At 69.0% G+C, this 21457-nt stretch carries 20 protein-coding genes; 11 read left to right on the top strand and 9 right to left on the bottom strand.

Features of this window, described 5'->3' with window-relative positions; genetic code table 11:
• Positions 1 to 18: 18 nt before the first annotated feature.
• Positions 19 to 456 (bottom strand): hypothetical protein, encoded by a 438-nt coding sequence (locus ABZ909_RS21165; protein WP_357002133.1) that lies wholly within the window; start codon positions 454 to 456, stop codon positions 19 to 21.
• A 208-nt stretch (positions 457 to 664) separates the two neighbouring features.
• Here ABZ909_RS21165 and ABZ909_RS21160 point away from each other — a divergent pair, with 208 nt between their 5' ends.
• Both ABZ909_RS21160 and ABZ909_RS21155 read left to right on the top strand, forming a co-directional pair.
• Positions 665 to 1603 (top strand): diacylglycerol kinase family protein, encoded by a 939-nt coding sequence (locus tag ABZ909_RS21160; RefSeq protein WP_357002131.1) that lies wholly within the window; start codon positions 665 to 667, stop codon positions 1601 to 1603.
• Positions 1604 to 1858: 255 nt separating this feature from the next.
• Positions 1859 to 2113, top strand: a complete 255-nt coding sequence (locus tag ABZ909_RS21155; RefSeq protein WP_011211115.1) for a WhiB family transcriptional regulator — start codon at positions 1859 to 1861, stop codon at positions 2111 to 2113.
• A gap of 289 nt (positions 2114 to 2402) precedes the next feature.
• Here the strand turns inward: ABZ909_RS21155 and ABZ909_RS21150 are convergent, their stop codons facing one another.
• From ABZ909_RS21150 to ABZ909_RS21135, 4 genes are all read right to left on the bottom strand, one after another.
• Positions 2403 to 3917: a histidine kinase N-terminal domain-containing protein gene (locus tag ABZ909_RS21150; RefSeq protein ID WP_357002128.1), complete on the bottom strand. Its 1515-nt coding sequence runs from the start codon at positions 3915 to 3917 to the stop codon at positions 2403 to 2405.
• Positions 3918 to 4005: 88 nt separating this feature from the next.
• On the bottom strand, positions 4006 to 4221 hold the full coding sequence (locus ABZ909_RS21145) for a biotin/lipoyl-binding carrier protein (protein ID WP_357002125.1): 216 nt from the start codon (positions 4219 to 4221) through the stop codon (positions 4006 to 4008).
• A 353-nt stretch (positions 4222 to 4574) separates the two neighbouring features.
• Positions 4575 to 4850 (bottom strand): mycothiol system anti-sigma-R factor, encoded by a 276-nt coding sequence (gene rsrA / locus ABZ909_RS21140; protein ID WP_357002312.1) that lies wholly within the window; start codon positions 4848 to 4850, stop codon positions 4575 to 4577.
• An 8-nt stretch (positions 4851 to 4858) separates the two neighbouring features.
• The gene (locus tag ABZ909_RS21135) at positions 4859 to 5590 is read right to left on the bottom strand and encodes a sigma-70 family RNA polymerase sigma factor (RefSeq protein WP_357002310.1); all 732 of its coding nucleotides are present in this window, start codon (positions 5588 to 5590) and stop codon (positions 4859 to 4861) included.
• Positions 5591 to 5880: 290 nt separating this feature from the next.
• Here ABZ909_RS21135 and ybaK point away from each other — a divergent pair, with 290 nt between their 5' ends.
• The 3 genes from ybaK to ABZ909_RS21120 all read left to right on the top strand — a co-directional run bounded on the left by ybaK (position 5881) and on the right by ABZ909_RS21120 (position 8773).
• Positions 5881 to 6375 (top strand): Cys-tRNA(Pro) deacylase, encoded by a 495-nt coding sequence (ybaK, locus tag ABZ909_RS21130; protein WP_357002122.1) that lies wholly within the window; start codon positions 5881 to 5883, stop codon positions 6373 to 6375.
• Between the two features lie 155 nt (positions 6376 to 6530).
• Complete coding sequence (locus ABZ909_RS21125) at positions 6531 to 7079, top strand: MarR family winged helix-turn-helix transcriptional regulator (protein ID WP_357002119.1); 549 nt, start codon at positions 6531 to 6533, stop codon at positions 7077 to 7079.
• The gene (locus ABZ909_RS21120; RefSeq protein WP_357002118.1) at positions 7076 to 8773 is read left to right on the top strand and encodes an MDR family MFS transporter; all 1698 of its coding nucleotides are present in this window, start codon (positions 7076 to 7078) and stop codon (positions 8771 to 8773) included. Before ABZ909_RS21125 ends, ABZ909_RS21120 begins: the two co-directional genes overlap by 4 nt.
• 120 nt (positions 8774 to 8893) lie before the next feature.
• Here ABZ909_RS21120 and ABZ909_RS21115 read toward each other — a convergent pair whose 3' ends face one another.
• Entirely contained in the window at positions 8894 to 9661 is a 768-nt protein-coding gene (locus tag ABZ909_RS21115; protein ID WP_357002308.1) for an SOS response-associated peptidase, read from the bottom strand.
• Between the two features lie 132 nt (positions 9662 to 9793).
• Between ABZ909_RS21115 and ABZ909_RS21110 the strand changes: the two genes are divergently transcribed.
• Complete coding sequence (locus ABZ909_RS21110) at positions 9794 to 11302, top strand: aldehyde dehydrogenase family protein (RefSeq protein ID WP_357002115.1); 1509 nt, start codon at positions 9794 to 9796, stop codon at positions 11300 to 11302.
• 135 nt (positions 11303 to 11437) lie between these two features.
• On the opposite strand, the gene ABZ909_RS21105 is transcribed toward ABZ909_RS21110, so the two are convergent.
• On the bottom strand, positions 11438 to 11731 hold the full coding sequence (locus ABZ909_RS21105; RefSeq protein ID WP_357002113.1) for a hypothetical protein: 294 nt from the start codon (positions 11729 to 11731) through the stop codon (positions 11438 to 11440).
• A gap of 202 nt (positions 11732 to 11933) precedes the next feature.
• On the opposite strand from ABZ909_RS21105, the gene aroA reads away from it, so the two are divergent.
• From aroA to ABZ909_RS21085, 4 genes are all read left to right on the top strand, one after another.
• On the top strand, positions 11934 to 13217 hold the full coding sequence (aroA, locus tag ABZ909_RS21100; protein ID WP_357002110.1) for a 3-phosphoshikimate 1-carboxyvinyltransferase: 1284 nt from the start codon (positions 11934 to 11936) through the stop codon (positions 13215 to 13217).
• Positions 13178 to 14221 (top strand): ribosome small subunit-dependent GTPase A, encoded by a 1044-nt coding sequence (gene rsgA, locus ABZ909_RS21095; RefSeq protein WP_357002306.1) that lies wholly within the window; start codon positions 13178 to 13180, stop codon positions 14219 to 14221. The genes aroA and rsgA overlap by 40 nt, the downstream gene beginning before the upstream one ends.
• Positions 14222 to 14293: 72 nt before the next feature.
• Positions 14294 to 14512 carry a hypothetical protein gene (locus ABZ909_RS21090; RefSeq protein WP_357002108.1) on the top strand — a complete coding sequence of 73 codons (219 nt, stop codon included), beginning with the start codon at positions 14294 to 14296 and terminating at the stop codon, positions 14510 to 14512.
• A 15-nt stretch (positions 14513 to 14527) separates the two neighbouring features.
• A complete protein-coding gene (locus ABZ909_RS21085; protein ID WP_357002105.1) occupies positions 14528 to 15052 on the top strand; it encodes a nitroreductase family deazaflavin-dependent oxidoreductase in 525 nt (174 codons plus the stop codon).
• A 57-nt stretch (positions 15053 to 15109) separates the two neighbouring features.
• Here the strand turns inward: ABZ909_RS21085 and ABZ909_RS21080 are convergent, their stop codons facing one another.
• Positions 15110 to 17851 (bottom strand): LuxR family transcriptional regulator, encoded by a 2742-nt coding sequence (locus tag ABZ909_RS21080; RefSeq protein WP_357002304.1) that lies wholly within the window; start codon positions 17849 to 17851, stop codon positions 15110 to 15112.
• Between the two features lie 423 nt (positions 17852 to 18274).
• Here ABZ909_RS21080 and ABZ909_RS21075 point away from each other — a divergent pair, with 423 nt between their 5' ends.
• Complete coding sequence (locus tag ABZ909_RS21075; protein WP_357002103.1) at positions 18275 to 18592, top strand: hypothetical protein; 318 nt, start codon at positions 18275 to 18277, stop codon at positions 18590 to 18592.
• Between the two features lie 31 nt (positions 18593 to 18623).
• Here the strand turns inward: ABZ909_RS21075 and ABZ909_RS21070 are convergent, their stop codons facing one another.
• Complete coding sequence (locus ABZ909_RS21070; protein ID WP_357002101.1) at positions 18624 to 21248, bottom strand: AAA family ATPase; 2625 nt, start codon at positions 21246 to 21248, stop codon at positions 18624 to 18626.
• Between the last annotated feature and the right edge of the window lie 209 nt (positions 21249 to 21457).

Here is a 21457-nt window from a genome sequence, read left to right as displayed (position 1 = left end):
CTGCGCAAGGGACTACGACTACTCCTCGACGGAGCCGTAGCCCGCGGCCATCCACCGATTCGAGGCCGGAGCGAACAGCGCACCCAGCGCACCCAGCGCCAGCAATCCCAGCGGCGCCCCGAACTCGAGCCGGTCCGAGGTGAACATGTAGTACGCGACACCCAGCAGCAACAGCTGGGTCAGCGTGGCGATGGCCCGCCCCCACCGCTTCCCGCGCATCAGCCCGATCCCCGCGGCCAGCACCGCGCCACCCAGGATGGCCGCGTACCCGGCGGTGAGATAGCTGTTCTTGGGGCTCTGCGCCGACCCGTTCACGCCGACGATGATCAGGACGACCATCGCGACCAGGCCCAGCGCGCCCTCGAGCGCTACGAGCGCGCCCGCCACGCGCACCGTCGCCGGCACCGCGTCGCTCTCGCCCGCGGGCTTGTTCTCGCCGTTGTTCTGCTCAGCCACCCGCCCAGCCTACGACCGAGCGTCGTTGCGCAGTGCACCCGTACGGCCGAAACCAGTTCGGAACTGGCACTTCAAGGTTCGCGGCCCGGCTGCGGCTCGATAGATCTCCGCCTCGAGGCGGGGGCGCGAAGCGGAGGAGCGGAGGAGGGAAGAACGAGACTTCGGGGCCGCGAACCCGCCGGAGCGGAGCGGAGGCAAAATAGGCACCGTGCGGACCTTGCTTATCGTGAACCCGAATGCCACTTCGACCACTCGGTCTACTCGCGATCTGCTTGCTCACGCACTCGAAAGCCGCACCCAGCTGACCGTTCACCACACCGAGCACCGGGGGCACGCCGCCGAGCTGGCGCGCTGGGCCGCCGACACCCGGATGGACCTGATCGTGGTGCACGGCGGGGACGGCACGGTGAACGAGACCGTCAACGGATTCCTCCCGCTGCCGGGTGAGCCGCAGCGGGAGTGGGTGCCGCGGCTCGGCGTCATCCCGGGCGGCTCGGCGAATGTGTTCGCGCGCTCGCTCGGCATCGAACAGGATCCGGTGACCGCCACCAATCAGCTCATCGATCTGGTGGCCGACGACGCGGACCGCCGCATCGGGCTCGGCGTCGCCGACGATCGCTGGTTCCTCTTCAGCGCGGGAGTCGGACTCGACGCGGATGTGTGCGAGGCCATCGACGCCAAGCGCGCGAATGGCAAAGCCGCCACGCCCGCTCGCTATCTGCGCACCACGGTCCGGCAGTTCTTCCGCGCCAAACGACATGCCCCGCAAGTGCGTCTCGACATTCCAGGTCACGAACCGGTCACGGACGTGCATTACGCATTCGTGACCAATGCCAGTCCTTGGACTTATCTCGACAACACGCCCGTGGTCACCAACCCGGGAACCGCATTCGAATCGGGTCTCGGGGTGTTTGCCATGCGAACTATGGGTGTTCTGCCCACCCTGATGGTCGCCCGTCAGTTGCTGGCAGCCCATGGAGATCCCAAGGGCCGCACATTGTTTCGCGATGACGACGTTCCGGCCGTGACCGTTACCGCGACCGAACCGATCGGCTTGCAAATCGATGGCGACTTCATCGGACGCCGCAACATGGTGAATTTCACAGCCGTCCCGGATATCCTCGATGTGGTCGCGCCGAAGCCCTAGCCGGTTCGACACGCGTGAGAAACATCGCGGTTGCGCTGCGAAAGCTGGCCCAACCGAGTACAAATGACACGGCGGATCCCCATGTAGGGGTCTTACAGCGTGAGCTTCCCCACGGTGCACCGGGTATCTATTGACATCTACGGTGTTCGTGAAAGCATTCACAAGCAACCGTGCGGAAACATTCGAGTCGCACAAGTGAACGGACCACAAACCCAAGGGGCAGCGCCGTGCGCGCCCTAGCAAAGGAGCAGAGGAATGGACTGGCGCCACAAGGCCATCTGTCGCGACGAGGACCCCGAGCTGTTCTTCCCGGTGGGAAACAGTGGTCCGGCGCTCGCGCAGATTGCCGATGCCAAGCTGGTCTGCGCTCGCTGCCCCGTCACCGCTGACTGCCTTTCCTGGGCCCTGAAGTCGGGCCAGGATGCCGGCGTGTGGGGTGGTATGAGCGAAGACGAGCGTCGCGCGCTGAAGCGCCGCAACGCGCGGACGCGTACCCGCACCGTCGTCTAACCAGCTAGGCGACAGGCGTTACGGCCGACCCCAGCCTCGCGGCCGCATCGCAATTCGGCCCGGCACCAATTCAGGTGCCGGGCTTCAGTGTGTATAGGGGCCGGCCAAGTCTCCCGACTCTCGGGGCTCCGCCCCGAACCCCCGGAAGCACCTCGAGGGCTCCACTCCCAAAGCCCCTGCCCAATTCTGATCACGAGAGGAATTCCCGTTCAACGGGATTGCCTCTTCGAACGAAAGTTCGGGCGCAGATTTTTCACTACGCCCGAACTTGTCCGCCGCGCAATATCTTTCAGCGGGCGGAGCGACGGCCGAGGGGAACTCGCAGGACCGCGTCGGTGCCGACATCGGCGCCGGGATGAAGTCCGATGGACCCGCCCAATTCCGCCGTCACCAGTGTGCGGACGATTTGCAGGCCCAGCCGGTCGGAGGCTTCCAGGCTGAATCCGTCGGGCAGGCCGCGGCCGTCGTCGCTGATGATGACGTCGAGCCAGCGGGCCGAACGCTCGGAACGGATTGTGACAGTACCGTTCTCGCCGGCGTCGAAGGCGTGCTCGATGGCGTTCTGCACCAGCTCGGTCAGCACCATGACCAGCGGCGTCGCCCGTTCGGCGGAGAAGACGCCGAGCGATCCGGCGCGACGCACCTTGATGCGGGCGGTGTGGACCGTCGCCACATCGGCCATTATCGGCAGCAGTCGGTCCACCACCTCGTCCAGATCGACCTCTTCGTCAACCGACATGGACAGCATTTCGTGCACCGAGGCGATCGAGGTGACCCGGCGGACCGATTCGGTCAGCGCCAAGCGGGCCTCCTCGTTCTCGGTGCGTCGGGCCTGCAGTCGCAACAGCGCCGCCACCGTCTGGAGGTTGTTCTTCACCCGATGGTGGATCTCGCGAATCGTCGCGTCCTTGGACAGCAGCGCGCGGTCGCGCCGCTTCACCTCGGTGACATCACGGACCAGCACCGCGGCCCCGGCGAGCTCCCCGTGCGGGCGCAGCACCAGGGTGCGCAGCAGCACGGTCGCGCCGCGCGCCTCGACTTCCATTCGGCGCCCGGCCTTTCCGGCCAGGGCCGCCTGGATGTCGCCGACCACTTCCTGCGCGTCGAACGGATCGGTGATCAGCGAGCGGGTGGTCAGCGCCAGATCCTGGCCGACCAGGTCGTTCTGCAAACCCATGCGGTGATAGGCCGACAGGGCATTGGGGCTGGCGTAGACGACCGTGCCCTCGGTGTCGAGGCGGATGAAACCGTCGCCCGCGCGGGGGCTGGAGTGCGCGCCGGTGCGGTCCTCGAGCGCGGGCCAGGTGCCGTCGGCGACCATCTGGCACAGGTCGTCCGCGCAGGACATGTAGGCGATCTCGAGGCTGGAGCGCATCTTGCGACGCTGGGTATCGGTGTCGCGGCCGAGCACGGCGATGATGTCGTCACCGACCCGCACCGGAATCGCCTCGCGCATGGCGTGTACGGGATGCGGGTGATAGACGCCGGTGAGCGCGGTATCGGTTTCGGTGCGAGCGATATCAGCGGTCAGCAGGGCCTCGAACACCTGCGGATTCGCCTCCTTGGTGGCGAGGGTGCCGACCAGATCCTCGAGGTGCACGGTGGGCGCTGTGGTGGGGCGGCACTGGGCGACGCACACCACCTCCGCGCCCGCACTGACCGGGCCCGTGCCCACCCAGAGCAGCAGATCCGCGAAGGACAGATCCGCCAGCAACTGCCAGTCCCCCACCACCCGCTGCAAATGGTCGACAGCCGCACCCGGTAGATCGGTGTGCTCGGCCAGCAGCTCACTCAGTGTCGACATTCACCCACGCTCCTCTGTTCCCACGTCGCGTGTATGTTCCCACGCGACTCGGCAAGGACGCGTCAGGAGCAGGTCGGGGGCTCGTCGCTCAGGAGATGACGGCGATCAGGTCACCCTGCTGCAGCACCTGGCCGGGGCTGACATGGATGGAGGCGACAGTGCCCTCGATCTCGGAGATGACGGGGATTTCCATCTTCATCGACTCCAGCAGGACCAGGGTCTGGTCGGCGCTGACCTTCTCGCCGACAGCGACCTCGACGTTCAGCACGGTCGACACCATCTCGGCCTTCACTTCCTCAGCCATGTACACCTCTCACGTTCGAGTGACCCGTAGCCCCTGAAGGTACAGCCAACCACACATGAAAGAATGGCGACCGACTGAAGGGAGATTACCTATGGGTAAGCGTGGACGTAAGAAGCGTGGCCGCAAGAAGAATGCCGCCAACCACGGCAAGCGGCCGAACGCCTGAGCCGTAGCGAAAAGCTCGAAAACTGCTGAGCGGCACCACTTCCCATCGGAAGTGGTGCCGCTCGGTTCCGCCTCTCCGGGACTTGCGCGGGCAGCCGGTCGCCGTTCCCGCTCGCACACCCGTGCCGGCGGCCAAGTGCCGAACCTGTTTTGGACGTACCCGGTGAGTTACCCGGGCCGCCACCACATCAGCTCTCCGGATCCGTAACGACACGCCTTTCAACGCGCGTGTAGCTGGTCCGGATCTCCATCGTCAGGCGCTGGCGCAGCGAATCGGGTGCGCGGTCGCCGCCGCATTTGCGATTCAACAGCGACTTCAGCTTCTCCTCCAGGCCGTAGGCCTCGATGCACGGCGAGCAACGGTCGATGTGCTCGCGCAACCGTGCCTTCACGGTGTCGTCGCACTCGTTGTCCAGGAGCAGCCAGACATCGGCGAGCACCGCCGAGCAGTCCAGTTCTTCCATCTCGTCGCTCACTGGGTTACCTCCTCACGCGCCGCATCGCTGCCCGATCGATTGAATCCACGTTCCCGCGCCACGTCGGCGAGCAGGCCCTTGAGCTGCTTGCGGCCACGGTGCAGTCGGGACATCACGGTACCGATGGGAGTTCCCATGATCTCGGCGATTTCCTTGTAGGGGAAGCCCTCCACGTCGGCGTAGTACACCGCCATCCGGAACTCCTCGGGAAGCGACTGCAGCGCGGCCTTGATGTCGTCGTCCGGCAGCGCCTCGAGGGCTTCCATCTCCGCGGAGCGCAGACCGGTGGAGGTGTGCTCGGCGGTGGAGGCCAGCTGCCAGTCGGTGATCTCGTCGGTCGGATACTGCGCAGGCTGGCGCTGCTTCTTCCGATACGAGTTGATGTAGGTATTGGTGAGGATGCGGTACAGCCACGCCCGCAGGTTGGTGCCCTCGCGGAACGAGCGGAACCCCTGGTAGGCCTTGGCGAAGGTCTCCTGCACCAGATCCTCGGCATCGGCCGGGTTGCGAGTCATGCGCAACGCCGCCCCGTAGAGCTGATCCAGCAGCGGGAGCGCGTCACGCTCGAATCGCGCGGCCAGTTCCGCCACGGATTCGGCACTCCTGGCACCGGATTCGCTCACCTCGTCATAGTCGACCGCTTGATCGTCGCCGGCGTCGATGCGCTCGCTGTCCGCGTCGTCATCACGCTGGCGATCGACCATGTCGTCGTCGCTCGTCACGCTAATCCCTTCGATCGCCGTAGCAATTGAATCTACCGCGAACAGGGATTCGGCCAGGAAACCGGCCGGGGGCGCGACGTCGGCGGCTCCCCTGCGGAACAGCAGCGGCCCGGTCCGCACCGGGGGCTCTTCGACCAGAACGGTCACCGACTCCTCCTTGGATGAATGGGATGCGTGCGCCCGCGAACCGTGGGCCCTGCGGTTGCTGCGAAGCGCGTATCGCGTGCAACAGGCGTGGCGCTCACCCTGTTCCCAGCACCGGAAATCCGATTGCGTTCGCTGGATAGGGTGTGCCCATGGCTGCAGCTCCGACCCCGGCGATCAAGGCTCTGATGCAGGCGAAGGTGGACCACCGGGTGCACTCGTATACCCATGACCCGCGCAGTGATTCGTACGGGGCGGAGGCGGTGGAGGCGCTCGCGGGCGAGCTCGGGGTTACCGCCGGGCAGATCTTCAAGACGCTCGTGATCGAGCTCGGGTCGGGCGGGCTGGCGGTGGCGGTGCTGCCGGTGCCGACCACCCTGTCACTGAAGGCGGCGGCCGCGGCGCTGGGCGGCGGCAAGGCCGCCATGGCCGACAAGGCCAAGGCGGAGCGAACGACCGGGTATGTGCTGGGCGGGATTTCGCCACTGGGGCAGAAGAAGCGGCTGCCGACCGTCATCGACGAGTCGGCGCTGGAGTGGGATCGGGTGCTGTGCAGCGCGGGTAAGCGCGGGCTGGAGATCGAGCTCGCCCCGGCGGATCTGGTCCGGCTCACGGGAGCGGTGACGGCCGCGGTCGCGGTGGCCTGACCTGCCCCTGAAGGGCGAATTGTCCGATTCACCCGTGACCGGAGACACAACCTCCGGAAAAAACTTGCCAAGGGACAACTATGTCGGAATACTTGCGCCATACAACTAGTTGACGCATACAAGCAGTTGCCCGACGCAAGGAGGTGAGATCGACCGTGACCGACGATGACCCGGCGATTACCCCCACCGACATCGACGACGGCCTTGTCGACGCCATCGCCTATGAGATCGCCCGGCTCACCAAATTGCGCGACCGCACCAATGCGCAGGTCGCGTCCATGACCCAGGGCGAGATCGAACCGGCCGCGTTCAGCATCCTGTTCCAGCTGATCCACGACGGCCCGAAACGCTCGGGCGCGCTGGCCGAGGCCCTCTACTCCGACGCCTCGACCATCAGCCGGCAGGTCGCGAGCCTGGTCAAGCGCGGACTCATCGAGCGCCGCGCCGATCCGGCCGACGGCCGGGTCAGTGTCCTCGACGTGACCGACACCGGCCGCACCGTGGCCGCCCAGATCCGGGCCCGCCGCAACGACTCGCTGCGCCACATGCTGGTCGGCTGGGATCCCGATGAACGGGAGACCTTCGGCGCCCTGCTGCGGCGCTTCGTCGACGGCTACGAGGAGACCCGGCAGCGCATGCTGGCCGATATGGCCGCCCACAAAGACCTTCAGTCCTATTACGCACCCGCGGAGAGCAATTCGTGACTACACAAGCGGAAGTGGCGGAGCCGGAACTCAATTCGGCCGGCTTCACCCACAAGCAGATCCTGGTCATCATGAGCGGCCTGATCATGGGCATGCTGCTGGCAGCCCTGGATCAGACCATCGTGTCGACCTCCATCCGCACCATCGCCGATGAGCTGCACGGCTATTCGGCGCAGGCGTGGGTGACCACCGCCTACCTGATCACCTCGACCCTGGCGACGCCGCTCTACGGCAAGCTCTCGGACATGTACGGCCGCAAGCCGTTCTACCTGGCCGCCATCTCCATCTTCGTGGTCGGCTCACTGGCCTGCTCCATGGCGACCTCCATGTACGAGCTGGCCGCCTTCCGGGCCTTCCAGGGCCTGGGCGCGGGCGGTCTGATGTCGCTGGCGCTGACCATCATGGGCGACATCGTGTCCCCGCGGGAGCGCGCCCGCTACCAGGGCTACTTCCTGGCCGTGTTCGGCACCTCCAGCGTGGTGGGCCCGGTCGTCGGCGGCATCCTGTCCGGCACCGACCAGATCCTGGGCGTCACCGGCTGGCGCTGGGTGTTCCTGGTGAACGTGCCGGTCGGCATCATCGCGCTGGCCGTGGTGACCCGTGTGCTCAAGCTGCCCAAGCGCCCCGTCACCAAGGTGCCGATCGACTGGATGGGCATCTCGGCCCTGATCGTCGGCCTGGTGCCGCTGCTGGTGGTCGCCGAGCAGGGCCGCGAATGGGGTTGGACCGGCAGCCATGCCATCCTCTGCTACGCGCTGGGCGCGATCGGCGTGCTGTCCTTCATCGCGGTCGAGGCCAAGCAGGGCGACGCGGCGCTGATCCCGCTGCGCATGTTCAAGAACTCCACCTTCGCCCTCGGCGTGGTCATCTCGGTGGTGGTCGGTGCGGCCATGTTCGGCGGCATCACCCTGCTGCCGCAGTACCTCCAGGTGGTGCAGGGTGCGAGCCCGACCAAGGCGGGCCTGCTGATGCTGCCGCTGGTGGCGGGCATGATGACCGGCTCGATCCTGGCCGGCCAGCTGATCGCTCGGACCGGCCGGTACAAGTACTTCCCGCCGGTGGGCGCGGCGCTGCTGACCTCGGGCCTGTTCCTGCTGCACCTGGTGTCGGCGGACACCGAGCTGTGGGTCGTCATGATCTTCATGGTCATCACCGGCTTCGGCCTCGGCAACCTGATGCAGCCGCTGACCCTGGCGCTGCAGAACGCGCTGCCGCCCAAGGACATGGGCGTGTCCACCGCGGCCGCGACCTTCTTCCGGCAGATCGGCGGCACCCTGGGTGTGGCGGTGTTCCTGTCGGTGCTGTTCACCCAGCTGGCTCCGAACATCACCACCTCGCTGGAGAGTGTCCGGGGCGACCAGGCCTACACGCAGGCCGCTACGGACGCGGTGAAGGGCCCCGACTCGGTCGACAAGAAGGTCGTCCTCGGCCTGTCGAACCAGGAGACCGCTCCGGCGGTCGTGGGCCAGGTGCTCAACGACAGCTCGGTGATTCAGCAGCTGAATCCGACGCTGGCGCACCCCTTCAAGGAGGGCTTCGCCAAGTCCATGGATCGGGTGTTCCTGTCGGCCACCTTCGTGGCGCTGCTCGGATTCATCCTGGTGCTGTTCTGGAAGGAGGTGCCGCTGCGCACCGCGGGCGGCATCCAGGCCAGGAAGGAAGCCGTCGAGGAGGCGGACGCCGCCGCGGTCTGATCGGCCGGACCACAACCGAATCGGCAATGCCCCGGCGCGGAGACGCGGCGGGGGCATTGCGATCGGCTACCGACCGTGAAGTGTGGGTGCGGGATTCGAATCTCTTGCGGGCCGGGCCGGTCAGATCAGGCTGATCTGACCGGCCTGCTCGTCCACCTGCGCCAGCAGTTCGGGGCCGTTGTTCTTGACGCTGTTGACCAGTGACGGCACTTCGCGGACCAGAATGTCCGAAACCGCTGCGGGGTAAGGCGTTTCCAGCAGCGATTCGGGAGCGGGGTGGTCCGGGTCCAGCCACGCGTCCCAGTGCTCGCGCGGCATCGGCAGGGGCATGCGGTCGTGGACCTTGGCCAGATCGCCGACCGCATCGGTGGTCAGGATGGTGCAGGACAGCAGCGGCCGCGCCTCGTCACCTTGGCTGCGGTCACGCCAGATCGACCACAGACCCGCCATATAGAGGCGTCCCCCGTCTGCGCGGGACATGAAATACGGCCGCTTGACGGCCTTTCCGAGTGCATCGGCCGCGGTGACCCACTCGTACCAGCCGTCCATGGGCACCAGACAGCGGCGCTTCTTCACGGCATCGCGGAAGGAGGCGGTGGTGGCGGCCTTGTCGGCGCGGGCATTGAACAGCGGTTTGCCCTTCACCGGGATCCCGGGCTCGGCGGCCTTGGTCCAGGGCGGGATCAGACCCCAGCGCATGGCCCGGATGCGCAGGGCGGCCGGATCCTCCGGGTGGTCGCGATCGTGGCGTTCGACGACGGTGAGCACCTGACTGGTCGGGGCCACGTTGTAATTCGGATCGAAGCCCTGGTCGCCGGTCTCGTCGATAGCATCGAGCTCGACGGCCAGCTTCGCGGGATTCGTCGTGGTCGCGTATCTACCGCACATGCCGACCATGCTGCCATCGCGTGCCGACAGCCACCAGAAGTGAATCGCCCGCGATGTGATGGCAATTGACATCACTTGGACGGTATGAGACGTTCGTCTCATCACACTCTCATCAAGGGATCGCCGCCAATCATGACTGCAACCGAAACCGCCACGCTCGATCAGGCCGACACGCTGACTTCGGTCAACCCTGCCACCGGCGAGGCCCTCGCCACCTACAAGATCGATGATGAGGCGGCGGTGCGCGCGGCCGTCGCCAAGGCCAGGACCGCCGCCGCCACCTGGGGCGCGCTGACCTACGCCGAGCGCAAGAAGCACATTCTGCGCTGGGGCAGCAAGCTGGTCGAGAAGTCCGACGAGCTCAGCGAGCTCATCCACGCCGAGAACGGCAAGCCCCTCGACGATGCCTTCCTCGAGCTCATGCTGGCCCTCGAGCACATCAAGTGGGCCGCCTCCAATGCCGAGAAGGTGCTCAAGCCCAAGAAGGTCGCGCCCGGCGCGTTCATGACCAACTTCGCCGCCCACCTGGAGTACCGCCCGCTGGGCGTGGTCGGCGTGATCGGGCCGTGGAACTACCCGATCTACACCCCGAACGGCTCCATCGCCTACGCGCTGGCCGCCGGCAACTGCGTGGTCTTCAAGCCGAGCGAATTCTCCACCGGCATCGGCAATTTCGTGGCCAAGGCGTTCGCCGACGCGAACCCCGAACTGCCGGACGGCGTCTTCATCACCATCAACGGCTACGGCGCGACCGGTGCGGCGCTGGTGCAGTCCGGCGTCGACAAGCTGGCCTTCACCGGGTCCACCGCGACCGGCAAGAAGATCATGGCCGCCGCCGCCGAGACCCTCACCCCGGTGCTGCTGGAGTGCGGCGGCAAGGACGCGGTGATCGTGGCGGCGGACGCCGACGTCAAGGCCGCCGCCGACGCGGTCGCCTGGGGCGCCACCGCCAACTCCGGCCAGACCTGCGCGGGCGTGGAGCGGGTGTACGTGGACAAGTCGGTCGCGGACGAGTTCGTCGCCGAGGTCAAGCGCATCCTCACCGACATCAAGCCGGGTTCGGACGCCAAGGCCTCCTACGGTCCGATGACCATGCCCAGCCAGGTCGACATCGTGCGCCGGCACATCGACGACGCACTGAAGAACGGCGGCAAGGCCGTGCTGGGCGGGCCAGAATCTGTCAAGGGGCCCTTCATCGAACCGGTCGTGCTGGTCGACGTGGACGAGTCCTCGGATGCGGTGTGCGAGGAGACCTTCGGGCCCACCGTCACCATCCGCACCGTCAACGGCGTGGACGAGGCCGTGGAGCTGACCAACAAGAGCAAGTACGGGCTCGGGTCGGCGGTGTACTCGAAGAATCAGGGCATGGAGATCGCCCGTCGCCTCCAGGTCGGCTGCACCTCGGTGAACTCGGTGCTGTCCTACGCGGCGATCTCGGGGCTGCCGTTCGGTGGCGTGCGCGACTCCGGCATCGGCCGCATCCACGGTGCGCCGGGCCTGCTGGAGTTCTCGCGTCCGCACTCGATCGCGGTGCAGCGCTTCGCGATTCCCGGCATGGCGCTGCTGTCCTACACCCGTACCGACCGCACCATGAAGCTACTGCGCAAGATCGTGCCGCTGATTCACGGGCGCGCCAAGTAGGGAGAGCCGACTCTCGGGACTCTCGGGGTTCCGAAACCCCGAGCACCACAGAAACAGCGCTCAGCGGTTCCCTGAAATGCCAAGCGCCACAGGCAGTTGATGCCGGTCTCCACCACCGAGACCGGCATCGCGCGTTCAGGGAGCCGGTGGCAAGGGTGTGGGGGCGAAGAACTCTTCGAGCGGGGTGGGACCGGTGTAGCGCTGACAGTTGCAGCGGGCCCACGCCTTGAGACCCATGCCGGTCTTGCGGAAGGTCTCGGCATGGCAATGACCCACTTCGCGGTCGTGCAGGGCGAGGTCGTGGCCACAGCCGCACACGGCCGGGCCGGCCGCGGTGCCGGGTTTGGTGCGGGGGGAGCCGAATCGGCCCGCGAGCCAGCCGCCGACGACGAGCGCGCCACCGATTACGAGGCTGATGGGATCGATCACGGACCCAGTCTACGTACTCATATACGTATACGTCTAGGCTCGTCCATGCCCGACGGAACAACCGACTTGGTGAGTTCGGGGTAACTCATCGGGTACGGGCCCGGTCGGGCACCGCACCCCGACCGCCGGTCCGCGACCAAGTCCGGTGAGAATTATCGGTCGGCGAAAAGGCGCGGAGAGGCGGGAGTGCGAAGATGGCCATGTGACTTTCTGGCCCGCGCCCCACGTCCGAGTTCCCGTCCACGCGACCGTGACCCTGCCCGGGTCCAAATCCATTACCAATCGTGCGCTGATCCTCGCCGCGCTGGCGGATCGGCCGTCCACCATCACCGGCGCGCTGCGCAGCCGGGACACCAACCTCATGATCGCGGCATTGCGGGCCATGGGCACCGGCATCGAGGGCGAGGGCGAGACGCTCACCGTCACCCCGCCCGCCGAATTCACCAGCGCCATGGTCGATTGCGGGCTCGCGGGCACCGTCATGCGCTTCCTGCCGCCGGTGGCGGCGCTGGCGCGCGGCGATGTCGCCTTCGACGGCGACGAGCAGGCGCGGGTACGGCCGCTCGGCACGATCCTGGACGCGCTGCGCGCACTGGGCCTCGACATCGACGGCAACCAGCTGCCCTTCGTGGTGCACGGCATGGGCAGGCTGCGCGGCGGGCCGGTCACCATCGACGCCTCGGGCTCCTCGCAGTTCGTGTCCGGGCTGCTGCTGTCGGCGGCGCGGTTCGAGCAGGGCGTCACCGTGAACCACGACGGTGCGGCGCTGCCGTCCATGCCGCACATCGAGATGACCGTGGAGATGCTGCGGCGGGCCGACGTTCGCGTGGACGCGCCCAACGATCCGCGCAAGGCGCAGACCTGGACCGTCGCTCCCGGCCCGATCCGGGCGGTGGACTGGGAGGTCGAGCCGGACCTGTCCAACGCCACCCCGTTCCTGGCGGCCGCGGCCGTCACCGGCGGCGAGGTGAGCATTCCGCACTGGCCGCGGCTCACCACCCAGCCGGGCGACGTGATCCGGGAGATCCTGGTGCGCATGGGCGCCGAGGCACGCTTCTTCGACAGCGTGCTCACCGTGCGCGGGCCCGAGCGCCTGGCCGGCATCGACATCGACCTGCACGACGTGGGCGAGCTGACCCCGACCGTGGCCGCCCTTGCGGCACTGGCGGATTCGCCGTCCCGGCTGCGCGGCATCGCGCACCTGCGCGGGCACGAGACCGACCGGCTGGCCGCGCTCGCCACCGAGATCAACCGGCTGGGCGGCAAAGTCACCGAGACCGAGGACGGGCTGGTCATCGTGCCCAACCCGCTCACCGGCGGACAGTGGCGCTCCTACGCCGACCACCGGATGGCCACCGCCGGCGCGATCATCGGCCTGGTGACGCCGGGTGTGGAGATCGAGGACATCGACACCACCGCCAAGACCCTGCCCAACTTCGTCGAACTCTGGGACGGCATGCTCGGCTCGTCGGGAGCAGACCACTGAGGCGGCGCGAGTACGACGAGTCCGATGTCCGGGTACGCCCGGGCAAGGGCTCCCGTCCGCGCACCAAGACCCGGCCGCAGCACCTGGATGCCGAAGCGGCCATGGTGGTTTCGGTGGACCGCGGACGCTGGGGGTGCGTGCTGGACGGGGATCCGGACCGGCCGCTGACGGCCATGCGGGCGCGCGAGCTCGGCCGCACGCCGATCGTGGTCGGCGATCAGGTGGACGTGGTCGGCGACCTGTCCGGCAAGCCCGACACCCTGGCCCGCATCGTCCGGGTCGTCGATCGGCGAACGGTGTTGCGCCGCACCGCCGATGACACCGATCCGTTCGAGCGGGTGGTGGTGGCCAATGCCGAGCAGCTGTTCATCGTGGTGGCGCTGGCCGATCCGCCACCACGCACCGGGTTCGTGGAGCGGGCCATGGTGGCGGCGTATGTCGGTGGGTTGCAACCGATTCTGTGCCTGACCAAGCACGATCTGGCCGCCGACTCCGAATTCGCCTCGGCCTTCGAGGATTTGGATCTGACCATCGTCTACGGCGGCATCGAGGATCCGCTGGAGCCGGTGCTGGACCTGCTGGACGACAAGCTGACCGCGTTCATCGGCCACTCCGGGGTGGGCAAGTCGACCCTGGTGAACCGGCTGGTTCCGGAGGCGGAGCGCGCCGTCGGCGAGGTGTCCGGAGTCGGCAAGGGGCGGCACACCTCGACCCAGTCGGTGGCGCTGCCGCTGCCCGACGGCGGCTGGGTCATCGACACGCCCGGCGTGCGCTCGTTCGGCCTGGCGCACATCACCCCCGACGACGTCATCCAGGCGTTCTCCGATCTGGCCGAAGCCATCGAGGACTGCCCGCGCGGCTGCACCCACCTGGGCCCGCCCGCCGATCCGGAGTGCGCGCTCGACGAACTGCCCGGCAAGGAACTCCGGGTAGCGGCCATCCGCCGCCTGCTCATCGCCCTCAATTCGAACGATCCGTGGTTCCGGGGCAACAGCGACGCCTGAAGCTAGCCCCGAGTTAGCTAGAAAATCGCCCATTCGATACCTTTTGTGCATAACCGGCACGAAGGGATGGTCATGAGCGAGGAACTTCCCGAACCGCCGCACGCCAACGGGTGGCGGCACAGCAATGTCCGGCCCCCACCCGACGAGGCCGGTCGATCGGGGCGGGACCAGGACGATTCCGGGCCGCGCGGCCAGGATGAGACGCTGCCGCCCGCGCATCCGGACGACCGGTCCCCGGCCGACGCGCACGAGTGGCAGGACGACTGGGATCGGGCACGCTGGGCGCCCTAGCAACATAATCGGTGCATGGTCTTCGCTGAATGGCGGCGCCGGCCCGAGGCGCCCGCACGCTGGAACCCGCTCCCGCGGCTGGGCCGCGGCCTTGCCCGCCGCCGGACCGTCATGCGCATCGCGCCGGCGGTGTTCGCGCTCGAACGCGTCACCCGGCGAGTGACGCACGGCCGCAAGGGAATACTCGATGTCGCGGGCCTGCCCGCGTTGCAGCTCACGGTGGCCGGCCGCCGCACCGGCCTGCCGCGCACGGTCAGCCTGCTCTATGTCCCGGACCCGTACGACGAGAAGCGCTTCCTGATCGTCTCGTCGAATTGGGGCCGGCCCGAACAGCCGTCCTGGTCGGCCAATCTGCGCGACGCCGAACGGGCCGAACTGCTGGTCCGCGAGGAACGGTTCCCGGTCGAGGTGCGGCAGCTGACAGGCGCCGAGCGCGATCGCGCGTGGCGGCGGGCGCTGGAGTTCTGGCCGGGTTACGCCATGGAGCAGCGGCTCGCGGGCACTCGCCGCTTCCGGCTGTTCGAGCTCACCCGGACCTGATCCGAAAATTGCTGCTGGACATTAGCTGTCGGCATTTGCGGCTGCCGGAACCGGGCCTCAGTGCGGGCGTGTCAGGCGCATGCCATTGTCGAAGTCGATGCCGCGCAGCTCGGCACGGCTGGTGAGACCGAGCTTTTCGAGAATCCGGGACATGTGGTGCCCGACCGTGCGCGGGCTGAGGAACAGTTCCGCGCCGATCTCCCGATTGGTGAGACCCTGGGCGGCCAGCCGGGCCACCTGGGATTCCTGCGCGGTGAGCGGTGTCGAGCCGGTGGCGGGCTTGCCGCCGGTGCCGGTGAGGTCCAGCTCGGAGCGGGTGCCGGTGGCCCAGGCGATGGCGCCGATGAGGTCGAAAGCGTCGGCGGCGGCGCGCAATTGCTCGGCGGCGGCGCGGCGGCGGCGAACCCGGCGCAGCCACTTGCCGTAGAGCAGCTGGGTGCGGGCGCGGCCGAAGCTGGTATGTCGGGTGTCGCCAACCGCCAGGGCGCGGCGGTAGTAGTGCTCGACGCGGTCCTCGTCGGCCAGCAGGGCCCGGCAGGAGTAGGCGGTCGTCAGCGCCCAGCGGGCCCGCGTGCGCCGCGCCCAGGCCGCGATCAGCTCGGCGTACTCGGCGGCCTCGTCGAAGCGGCCCACCCGGCAGGCGGCCTCGACCAGGTCGAGGGTGGCCAGCCGGGCCAGCGTGGGATGCGCGGCCTCGTGGCCCGGCAGGTACAGCGCGCGCAGGCGGCGATAGGCGGACTCGGCATCCCCGGCGGTCAGCGAGTGGAAGCCATGATGCCAGTACGCGCCGCCGATCAGCGCCGACACCGCGTGCGGGCGAGCCAGGGCCAGCGCGCGATCCACGCTCTCGGCCACCGTGTCCCCGTCGCCGCGCTGGGCGGCCAGCCGCGCCCGCAGGTTCCAGCACTGGGCCAGGATATTGGCCGCGCCCGCGCCGGCGGCCAGGTCGAACGCCTCGGCCAGGGTACTCTCCCCCGCCTCCCAGCGGCCGGTGGCGAACTGCACCACGGCCAGTTGCGGCAGCACGCCGAGCGCGGCCGGCCGGTCCCCCGAATTACGCAGGCCCCCGGCCACTCTCAGATACGGCTCCAGCGCCCGCTCGGCCAGACCCCACTCGAGCAACTGCCCGGCCGGCGGCAGCAGATGCGCGGCCGCGATGGGCGAGGGCGCGGCCCCGGCCGCCTCGAGCTGACCGTCCAGCGGCAGGTCCGCGGCGCGGCCCACCGACCAGGCCGCCCGGTCGGCGAGCAGCCGCAGACCGGCCGCGAGGTCGGCGCCGCCGCCCCGCCATGGCGAATCCGGGCCCGCGGCAGCGGTTTCCGGCAGCGCGGCGGGCGGGCGGATGGCCTCGGCATCACGCAGCAGCAGGATGTGCGCCTGGGCCGGGTCGCCGGTGACGAATTCGAGCAGGCCGGACAGGCCGCCGCTGGCCGCTGCGATCGCGGCGGGCGTCGTGCGGGTCTCGGCAAGCGCGAGCAGACGCTGGGCCGACTCGATATCACCACCCTCCCAGGCGAATCGGGCGGCACTGGCCAGCCGCACCCCGGCGGTGTCCGGGTCCGGGGTGATGGCCGCGGCACGGCGCAGCACCGCGGCCGCGGCCAGCGCTCCGGCGCGGCGCACGCGCTCGACACCGTCGGCGAGCGACTGCGCCAGCGTGGGATTCGGGCCGTCGAGGACGACGGCCAGATGCCAGGTGCGCAGGTCGCCGTTCTCGGGGCCGGGCAGGGCATCGGCCAGGGCCAGGTGGACGGCGCGGCGCTCGGCCGTGGACGCGGCGTCGTAGGCAGCGCCGCAGAGCAGACGGTGCCGCATCTCGACGCGCCCGTCGGTGACCGTGAGCAGCCCGGCCGCCAGCGCCGACTCCCAATCCGCCGCGGTGACACCGAGTTCGGTCGCGGCCGTCGCGACCGGACACAGCGTGCCACGGTCCTCGGCGGCCACCACGGTCAGCAGGGTGCGAACCTGAGGTTCCAGGGCGGCCAGCCGATCAGCGAAGGCGGCGCGCAGCCGCGGTCCGAAAGGCGCCGGCCCCCAACCGATTCCGGCACCGTCCTCGGAGTCGATGGGAAATTCCTGCAGCGCCAGCGGATTGCCGTCGGCCAGCCGCAGCATGCGCGTCGCGCGCGGCTCGCCGATGCCGCCGGAGCGCAGGGCCAGCAGTCGTCGCGCGTGCGCGTCGGTCAGCGGTGCGACGGGCAGCACGGGGAGCGCCTGCCACACCGTGGTGGCCGGGCATTCGCGCATCGCGGCCAGTATCGCCACCCGGCCGGCGCCCAGGCGGCGCAGCGCGAAGGTGAGCGCCTGCCCCGTTGCCGCGTCCACCCACTGGGCGTCGTCGACGATGAGCAGCAACGGCCGTTCCTGGGCGACCGTCGCCAGCAGTGTGACCAGGGCCGCGCCCACCAGGAAACGGTCCGCCGGGCCGGCGTCCCGGCCGAGGGCCGCGGCCAGGGCCCGCGCCTGCGGGACGGGCAGCGCGGCGACCCGATCGGTCAGCGAGAGCAGCAGCTCGTGCAGCGCGCCGAAATCCAGCTCCGATTCGGCGGGAAATCCACGGCAGGTCACCACTCGAAAATCGGCGGCGCGCACTTCGGCATCACGCAACAGTGCGGTTTTTCCGATTCCCGGTTCACCCCACAGGAGCAATCCCCCGCCGCGGCCGGCACGCGCCTCGCTCAATACACGAGACAGTTCAGTCTGTTCTCGTTCCCTCCCCTGGATAACCCGGATATCGCGCACATTGCAAGCTACCTCGGTGCCGAGGGCCGGACAAACTCGAAGTCGCCATCGTCCCATCGACTGAGATCCCATGGTGGATATGCGATTCCGAACCTTTCATCGATGACCGATTCAGTGACCGATACAGCGACCGATCTTGATTCGCATACTGTCGGCTAAAATTCGGCGCGAATTCGATCCCGAAATTCGGCGACTCACCCGATCGATATCCATTGCATTCCCAGAAGATTGCGTGCCAAACATTCGTCGCCAGCTGATTTCCGCTGATTCGTTTGATTCCGAGGAGATTTCATGCGCAAGATCGGCGTTCTGGGTGTGGCCGCCGCTGCCACCGGTCTGCTGTTCGCCGGCACGACCACGACCACCACCACCGGAAGCTGATCCGACCGGTTCCCACGCCGTCCCGGATCGACGCCGAAGGGGGTCGCCGATCCCGGCCGCCGGCGTGCGGACACCGCCGGAAATAGTTAGCCTGCCCGGGTGGAAGACCGTGAGCGCAAGGAATTTTCGCCGCTCCTCGACGATGCCCTCGGGCCCGGCGCACCCGTCACCCCGGAAGTCCGGATAGGGCGCAACGATCCGGAAGGCGCGCTGCCGGAATGCGTGCGCTGCGGAAAGCCCGCTGCCCTGCACCTGCGGGCGGTGTGGCTTTCCACCCGTGCCGTGCTCGCCGGAGACACCGATGTGGACAACCTCATCCAGGTACACGCCTGCGGTGGCTGCGCGGGCAGTGTGGCCGGGATGATCCTCATCAACTGGGACCCCCGCTATTGGGGCGAGTCGGTCCACCTGGAATGACGTCCGGGAGCGTCACTCCGATACGAGAACTTCAGCGTGGCCGCACAATTCGCATGCCATTGTCGAAATCCACGTCGACCAGATCGGCCCGGCCGCTGAGCCCGAGCTTGCCGAACACCCGCGACAGATGATGGCCCACCGTGCGCGGGCTCAGGAACAGGTCGGTCCCGATCTCCCGATTGGTCAGGCCCTGCGCCGCCAGCCGCGCGACCCGTAGCTCCTGCGCCGTCAGCACCGAGGTCTCGCCGTGCGCGGTGACCGGTGCGGCGCGGCGGCCGGTGAGCTCCAGCTCCTGCCGGGCGCGCAGCACCCACTGGGCCGCGCCCATGCCCTCGAACGCCTCGGCGGCCGTGCGCAATTGGTCGGCCGCGTCGGCGCGCCGGCGGGCCCGGCGCAGCCACTTGCCGTAGAGCAGCTGGGTGCGTACATGATTCAGATCGTGGTGGGTGCGCCGGACGGCCAGCGCGCGCCGGAAGTAGTGGTCGGCCCGATCACCGGAGCACAGCAGGGCCCGGCAGGTGTAGGCGGCCGAGAGCGCCCAGTCCGCGCGGGACCGCACCGCCCAATCGCGGATCTCCCCGTAATATTCGAGCGCGTCGGCCTGCCGGCCGACCCGGGTGGCGGCCTCCACCAGCTCCACCGCGGCCAGCCGCGCGTAGGTCGGATGGCGGGCGTCGTGCCCCGGCTGGGCCAGGGTCCGCAGCCGCAGATACGCGGTCTCCCGATCACCCAGGCTCAGCGCGTGGAAGCCCAGATGCCAGTGCGCCGACGCGATGAGCGCATGCGACCGGCGCGGACGTGCCAGCGCGAGCACCCGGTCCGCGCTGTCCAGCACCGCATCCGAATCACCGTGCAGCGCGGCGATCTTCGCGCGCAGGGCCCAGCACTGGGCGAGCACGTTCTCCATCCCGCCCGCCGCGGCCAGCTCGAAAGCCTCGGCCAGGGTCTGCTCGGCGGCCGCGAACCGGCCATTGGCGAACTGGATGATCGCCAGCTGCGGTAACAGCGACACCGCGGCGGGCGCCGAACTGCCCCGCAGGTACGCCGCCGCCTGGGTATACGGCTCCAGGGCCGCGTCCGCCAGCCCCCACAGCAGCACCAGCGGCGCCGGCGGCAGCGGCCGGACCATGGTGTGGAAGCGCGAAATACCGTCCCGCATGGTCATTTCCGCGGGACCCAGGTCGAGCACGCCGTGCCCGGCCACCCAGCGCGCGCGTTCGGCGTCGATCCGCAGGTGCGCGGCCGTCTCGGGGTCCACCAGCTCGGCATCGCGCAGCAGCAGGCGGCTCGCCCGCTCCGGTTCTCCCGCAACGAATTCCAGCAGCCCCGCCAGCCCGCGCCCGGCCACCGCGGCCCGCTCCGGCCCGAGCCGGGCGGTGGCACGATCGAGCAGACCGCGCGCGGAGGCGATATCGCCGCCCGCCCAGGCGGATCGACCGGCCGCGGCCAGCCGCTCCCCCGCCCGCTCCGGATCCGGCGTGATCGCGGCGGCCTGCCGCAGCATGGCCGCGGCGGCCATGTGCCCGTGATCCGAGCCGGCGGCCTCGGCGGCGAGCGCGGCGGCCAGCTCCTCGTCGGGGCACTCGGCGGCCATGGCCCGGTGCCAGCAGCGCAGATCCGCCGTGCCGGCCGGTCCGGTCAGCGCGTCCGCCACGGCCAGCTGCGCGGCGCGGCGCTCGGCGGCCGTGGCGGCATCGTGGACGGCGGCGCACAGCAGGGCATGGGTGCGTTCCACCCGGCCGTCGCCGACCGTGAGCAGGCCTGCGGCCGTGGCGAATTCCCACGCGGTGGCATCGACGCCGAGGGCCGCCGCGGCGGCGGTCACGATGCCCAGCACGCCGCGGGTCTCGGTGGCGGCGACGGTCAGCAGCACGCGCACCCCGGCGGGCAGCGCGGCGACGCGATCGCGGAAGGCCGCGCGCAGTCCGGGTCCCAGCGCGATCGGCTCGGGCGCGGTGCCCGCGAGATCACCGACGACGTCCGGCAATTCGTGCAGGGCCAGCGGATTGCCACCGGCCACGGCGAGGATCCGGGCCAGCCGCAGCGCACCCAGCGCGCCGTGCCGCTCGGCGATCAGGCGGCGGGCGTCGGTATCGGGTAGGCCGGTGACCGGCAGCGCGGGTAGTTCCCGCCAGAGCGTGCCGGCCGGATCGTCGCGCAGTGCCACCAGCAGCGTCACCGGCGCCGCGTTCAGCCGGCGGATGGCGAAGACGAGCGCCTGCGCCGACTCCGGATCCATCAGCTGGGCCTCGTCCACGACCAGCAGCAGCGGGCCCTCGGCGGCGAGCGCCGACAGCAGCCGGACCAGGGCGGCGCCGACCAGGAAGGCGTCGGCCGCACCGGCGTGCAGGCCGAGCACCACGCCCAGGGCCCGGGACTGGGCTGTGGGCAGTGTCGGCAGCCGGTCGGCCACCGGCAGCAGAAGTTCGTGCAGGGCTGCGAAATTCAGTTCGGATTCGGTGCTGATGCCCTGACAGCGCAGCACCCGGAAATCGGTGGCGCGATCGACGGCGGTGCGCAGCAGCGCGGTCTTGCCGATGGCCGGGTCGCCGTACAGCACCAGCGCCGATCCCCGCCCCGACCTGGCCGCGGCGAGAGCACGATCCAACTGGCTCCGTTCGCGTTCCCGCCCGTAAAACTTCAGGTCCTCCCACACATCCGGGAATTTAACTCAGCTAATAGCGTGCAACCAAGCAGCCGCCGAGCAATTGGCACAAAATGTCCCGAATGACGCACATCACAAATTTGAGGGGAGCAATTCAATTAACGTGCAACCCGGTTCGCGCGATAAAAATGCCCTCGATTGCGATCCCGGCGAAGTTAAATGGTACAAATGGGATTCGGATCGGCGGCAGGCTGCAACAA

The organism is Nocardia sp. NPDC046763 (genome assembly GCF_040645495.1).
In the GTDB taxonomy this organism is placed as follows: Bacteria; Actinomycetota; Actinomycetes; order Mycobacteriales; family Mycobacteriaceae; genus Nocardia.
The sequence above is the reverse complement of the archived record's forward strand: the minus strand, read 5'-3'. Positions and strand labels throughout refer to the sequence as shown.

Coding starts and splice junctions, on each gene's coding strand:
- ABZ909_RS21155 (WP_011211115.1), top strand. CDS start 1,859: ATGGACTGGCGCCACAAGGCCATCTGTCGCGACGAGGACCCCGAGCTG.
- ABZ909_RS21150 (WP_357002128.1), bottom strand. CDS start 3,917: ATGTCGACACTGAGTGAGCTGCTGGCCGAGCACACCGATCTACCGGGT.
- ABZ909_RS21145 (WP_357002125.1), bottom strand. CDS start 4,221: ATGGCTGAGGAAGTGAAGGCCGAGATGGTGTCGACCGTGCTGAACGTC.
- rsrA (WP_357002312.1), bottom strand. CDS start 4,850: ATGGAAGAACTGGACTGCTCGGCGGTGCTCGCCGATGTCTGGCTGCTC.
- ybaK (WP_357002122.1), top strand. CDS start 5,881: ATGGCTGCAGCTCCGACCCCGGCGATCAAGGCTCTGATGCAGGCGAAG.
- ABZ909_RS21115 (WP_357002308.1), bottom strand. CDS start 9,661: ATGTGCGGTAGATACGCGACCACGACGAATCCCGCGAAGCTGGCCGTC.
- ABZ909_RS21110 (WP_357002115.1), top strand. CDS start 9,794: ATGACTGCAACCGAAACCGCCACGCTCGATCAGGCCGACACGCTGACT.
- ABZ909_RS21090 (WP_357002108.1), top strand. CDS start 14,294: ATGAGCGAGGAACTTCCCGAACCGCCGCACGCCAACGGGTGGCGGCAC.
- ABZ909_RS21085 (WP_357002105.1), top strand. CDS start 14,528: ATGGTCTTCGCTGAATGGCGGCGCCGGCCCGAGGCGCCCGCACGCTGG.
- ABZ909_RS21080 (WP_357002304.1), bottom strand. CDS start 17,851: ATGGGACGATGGCGACTTCGAGTTTGTCCGGCCCTCGGCACCGAGGTA.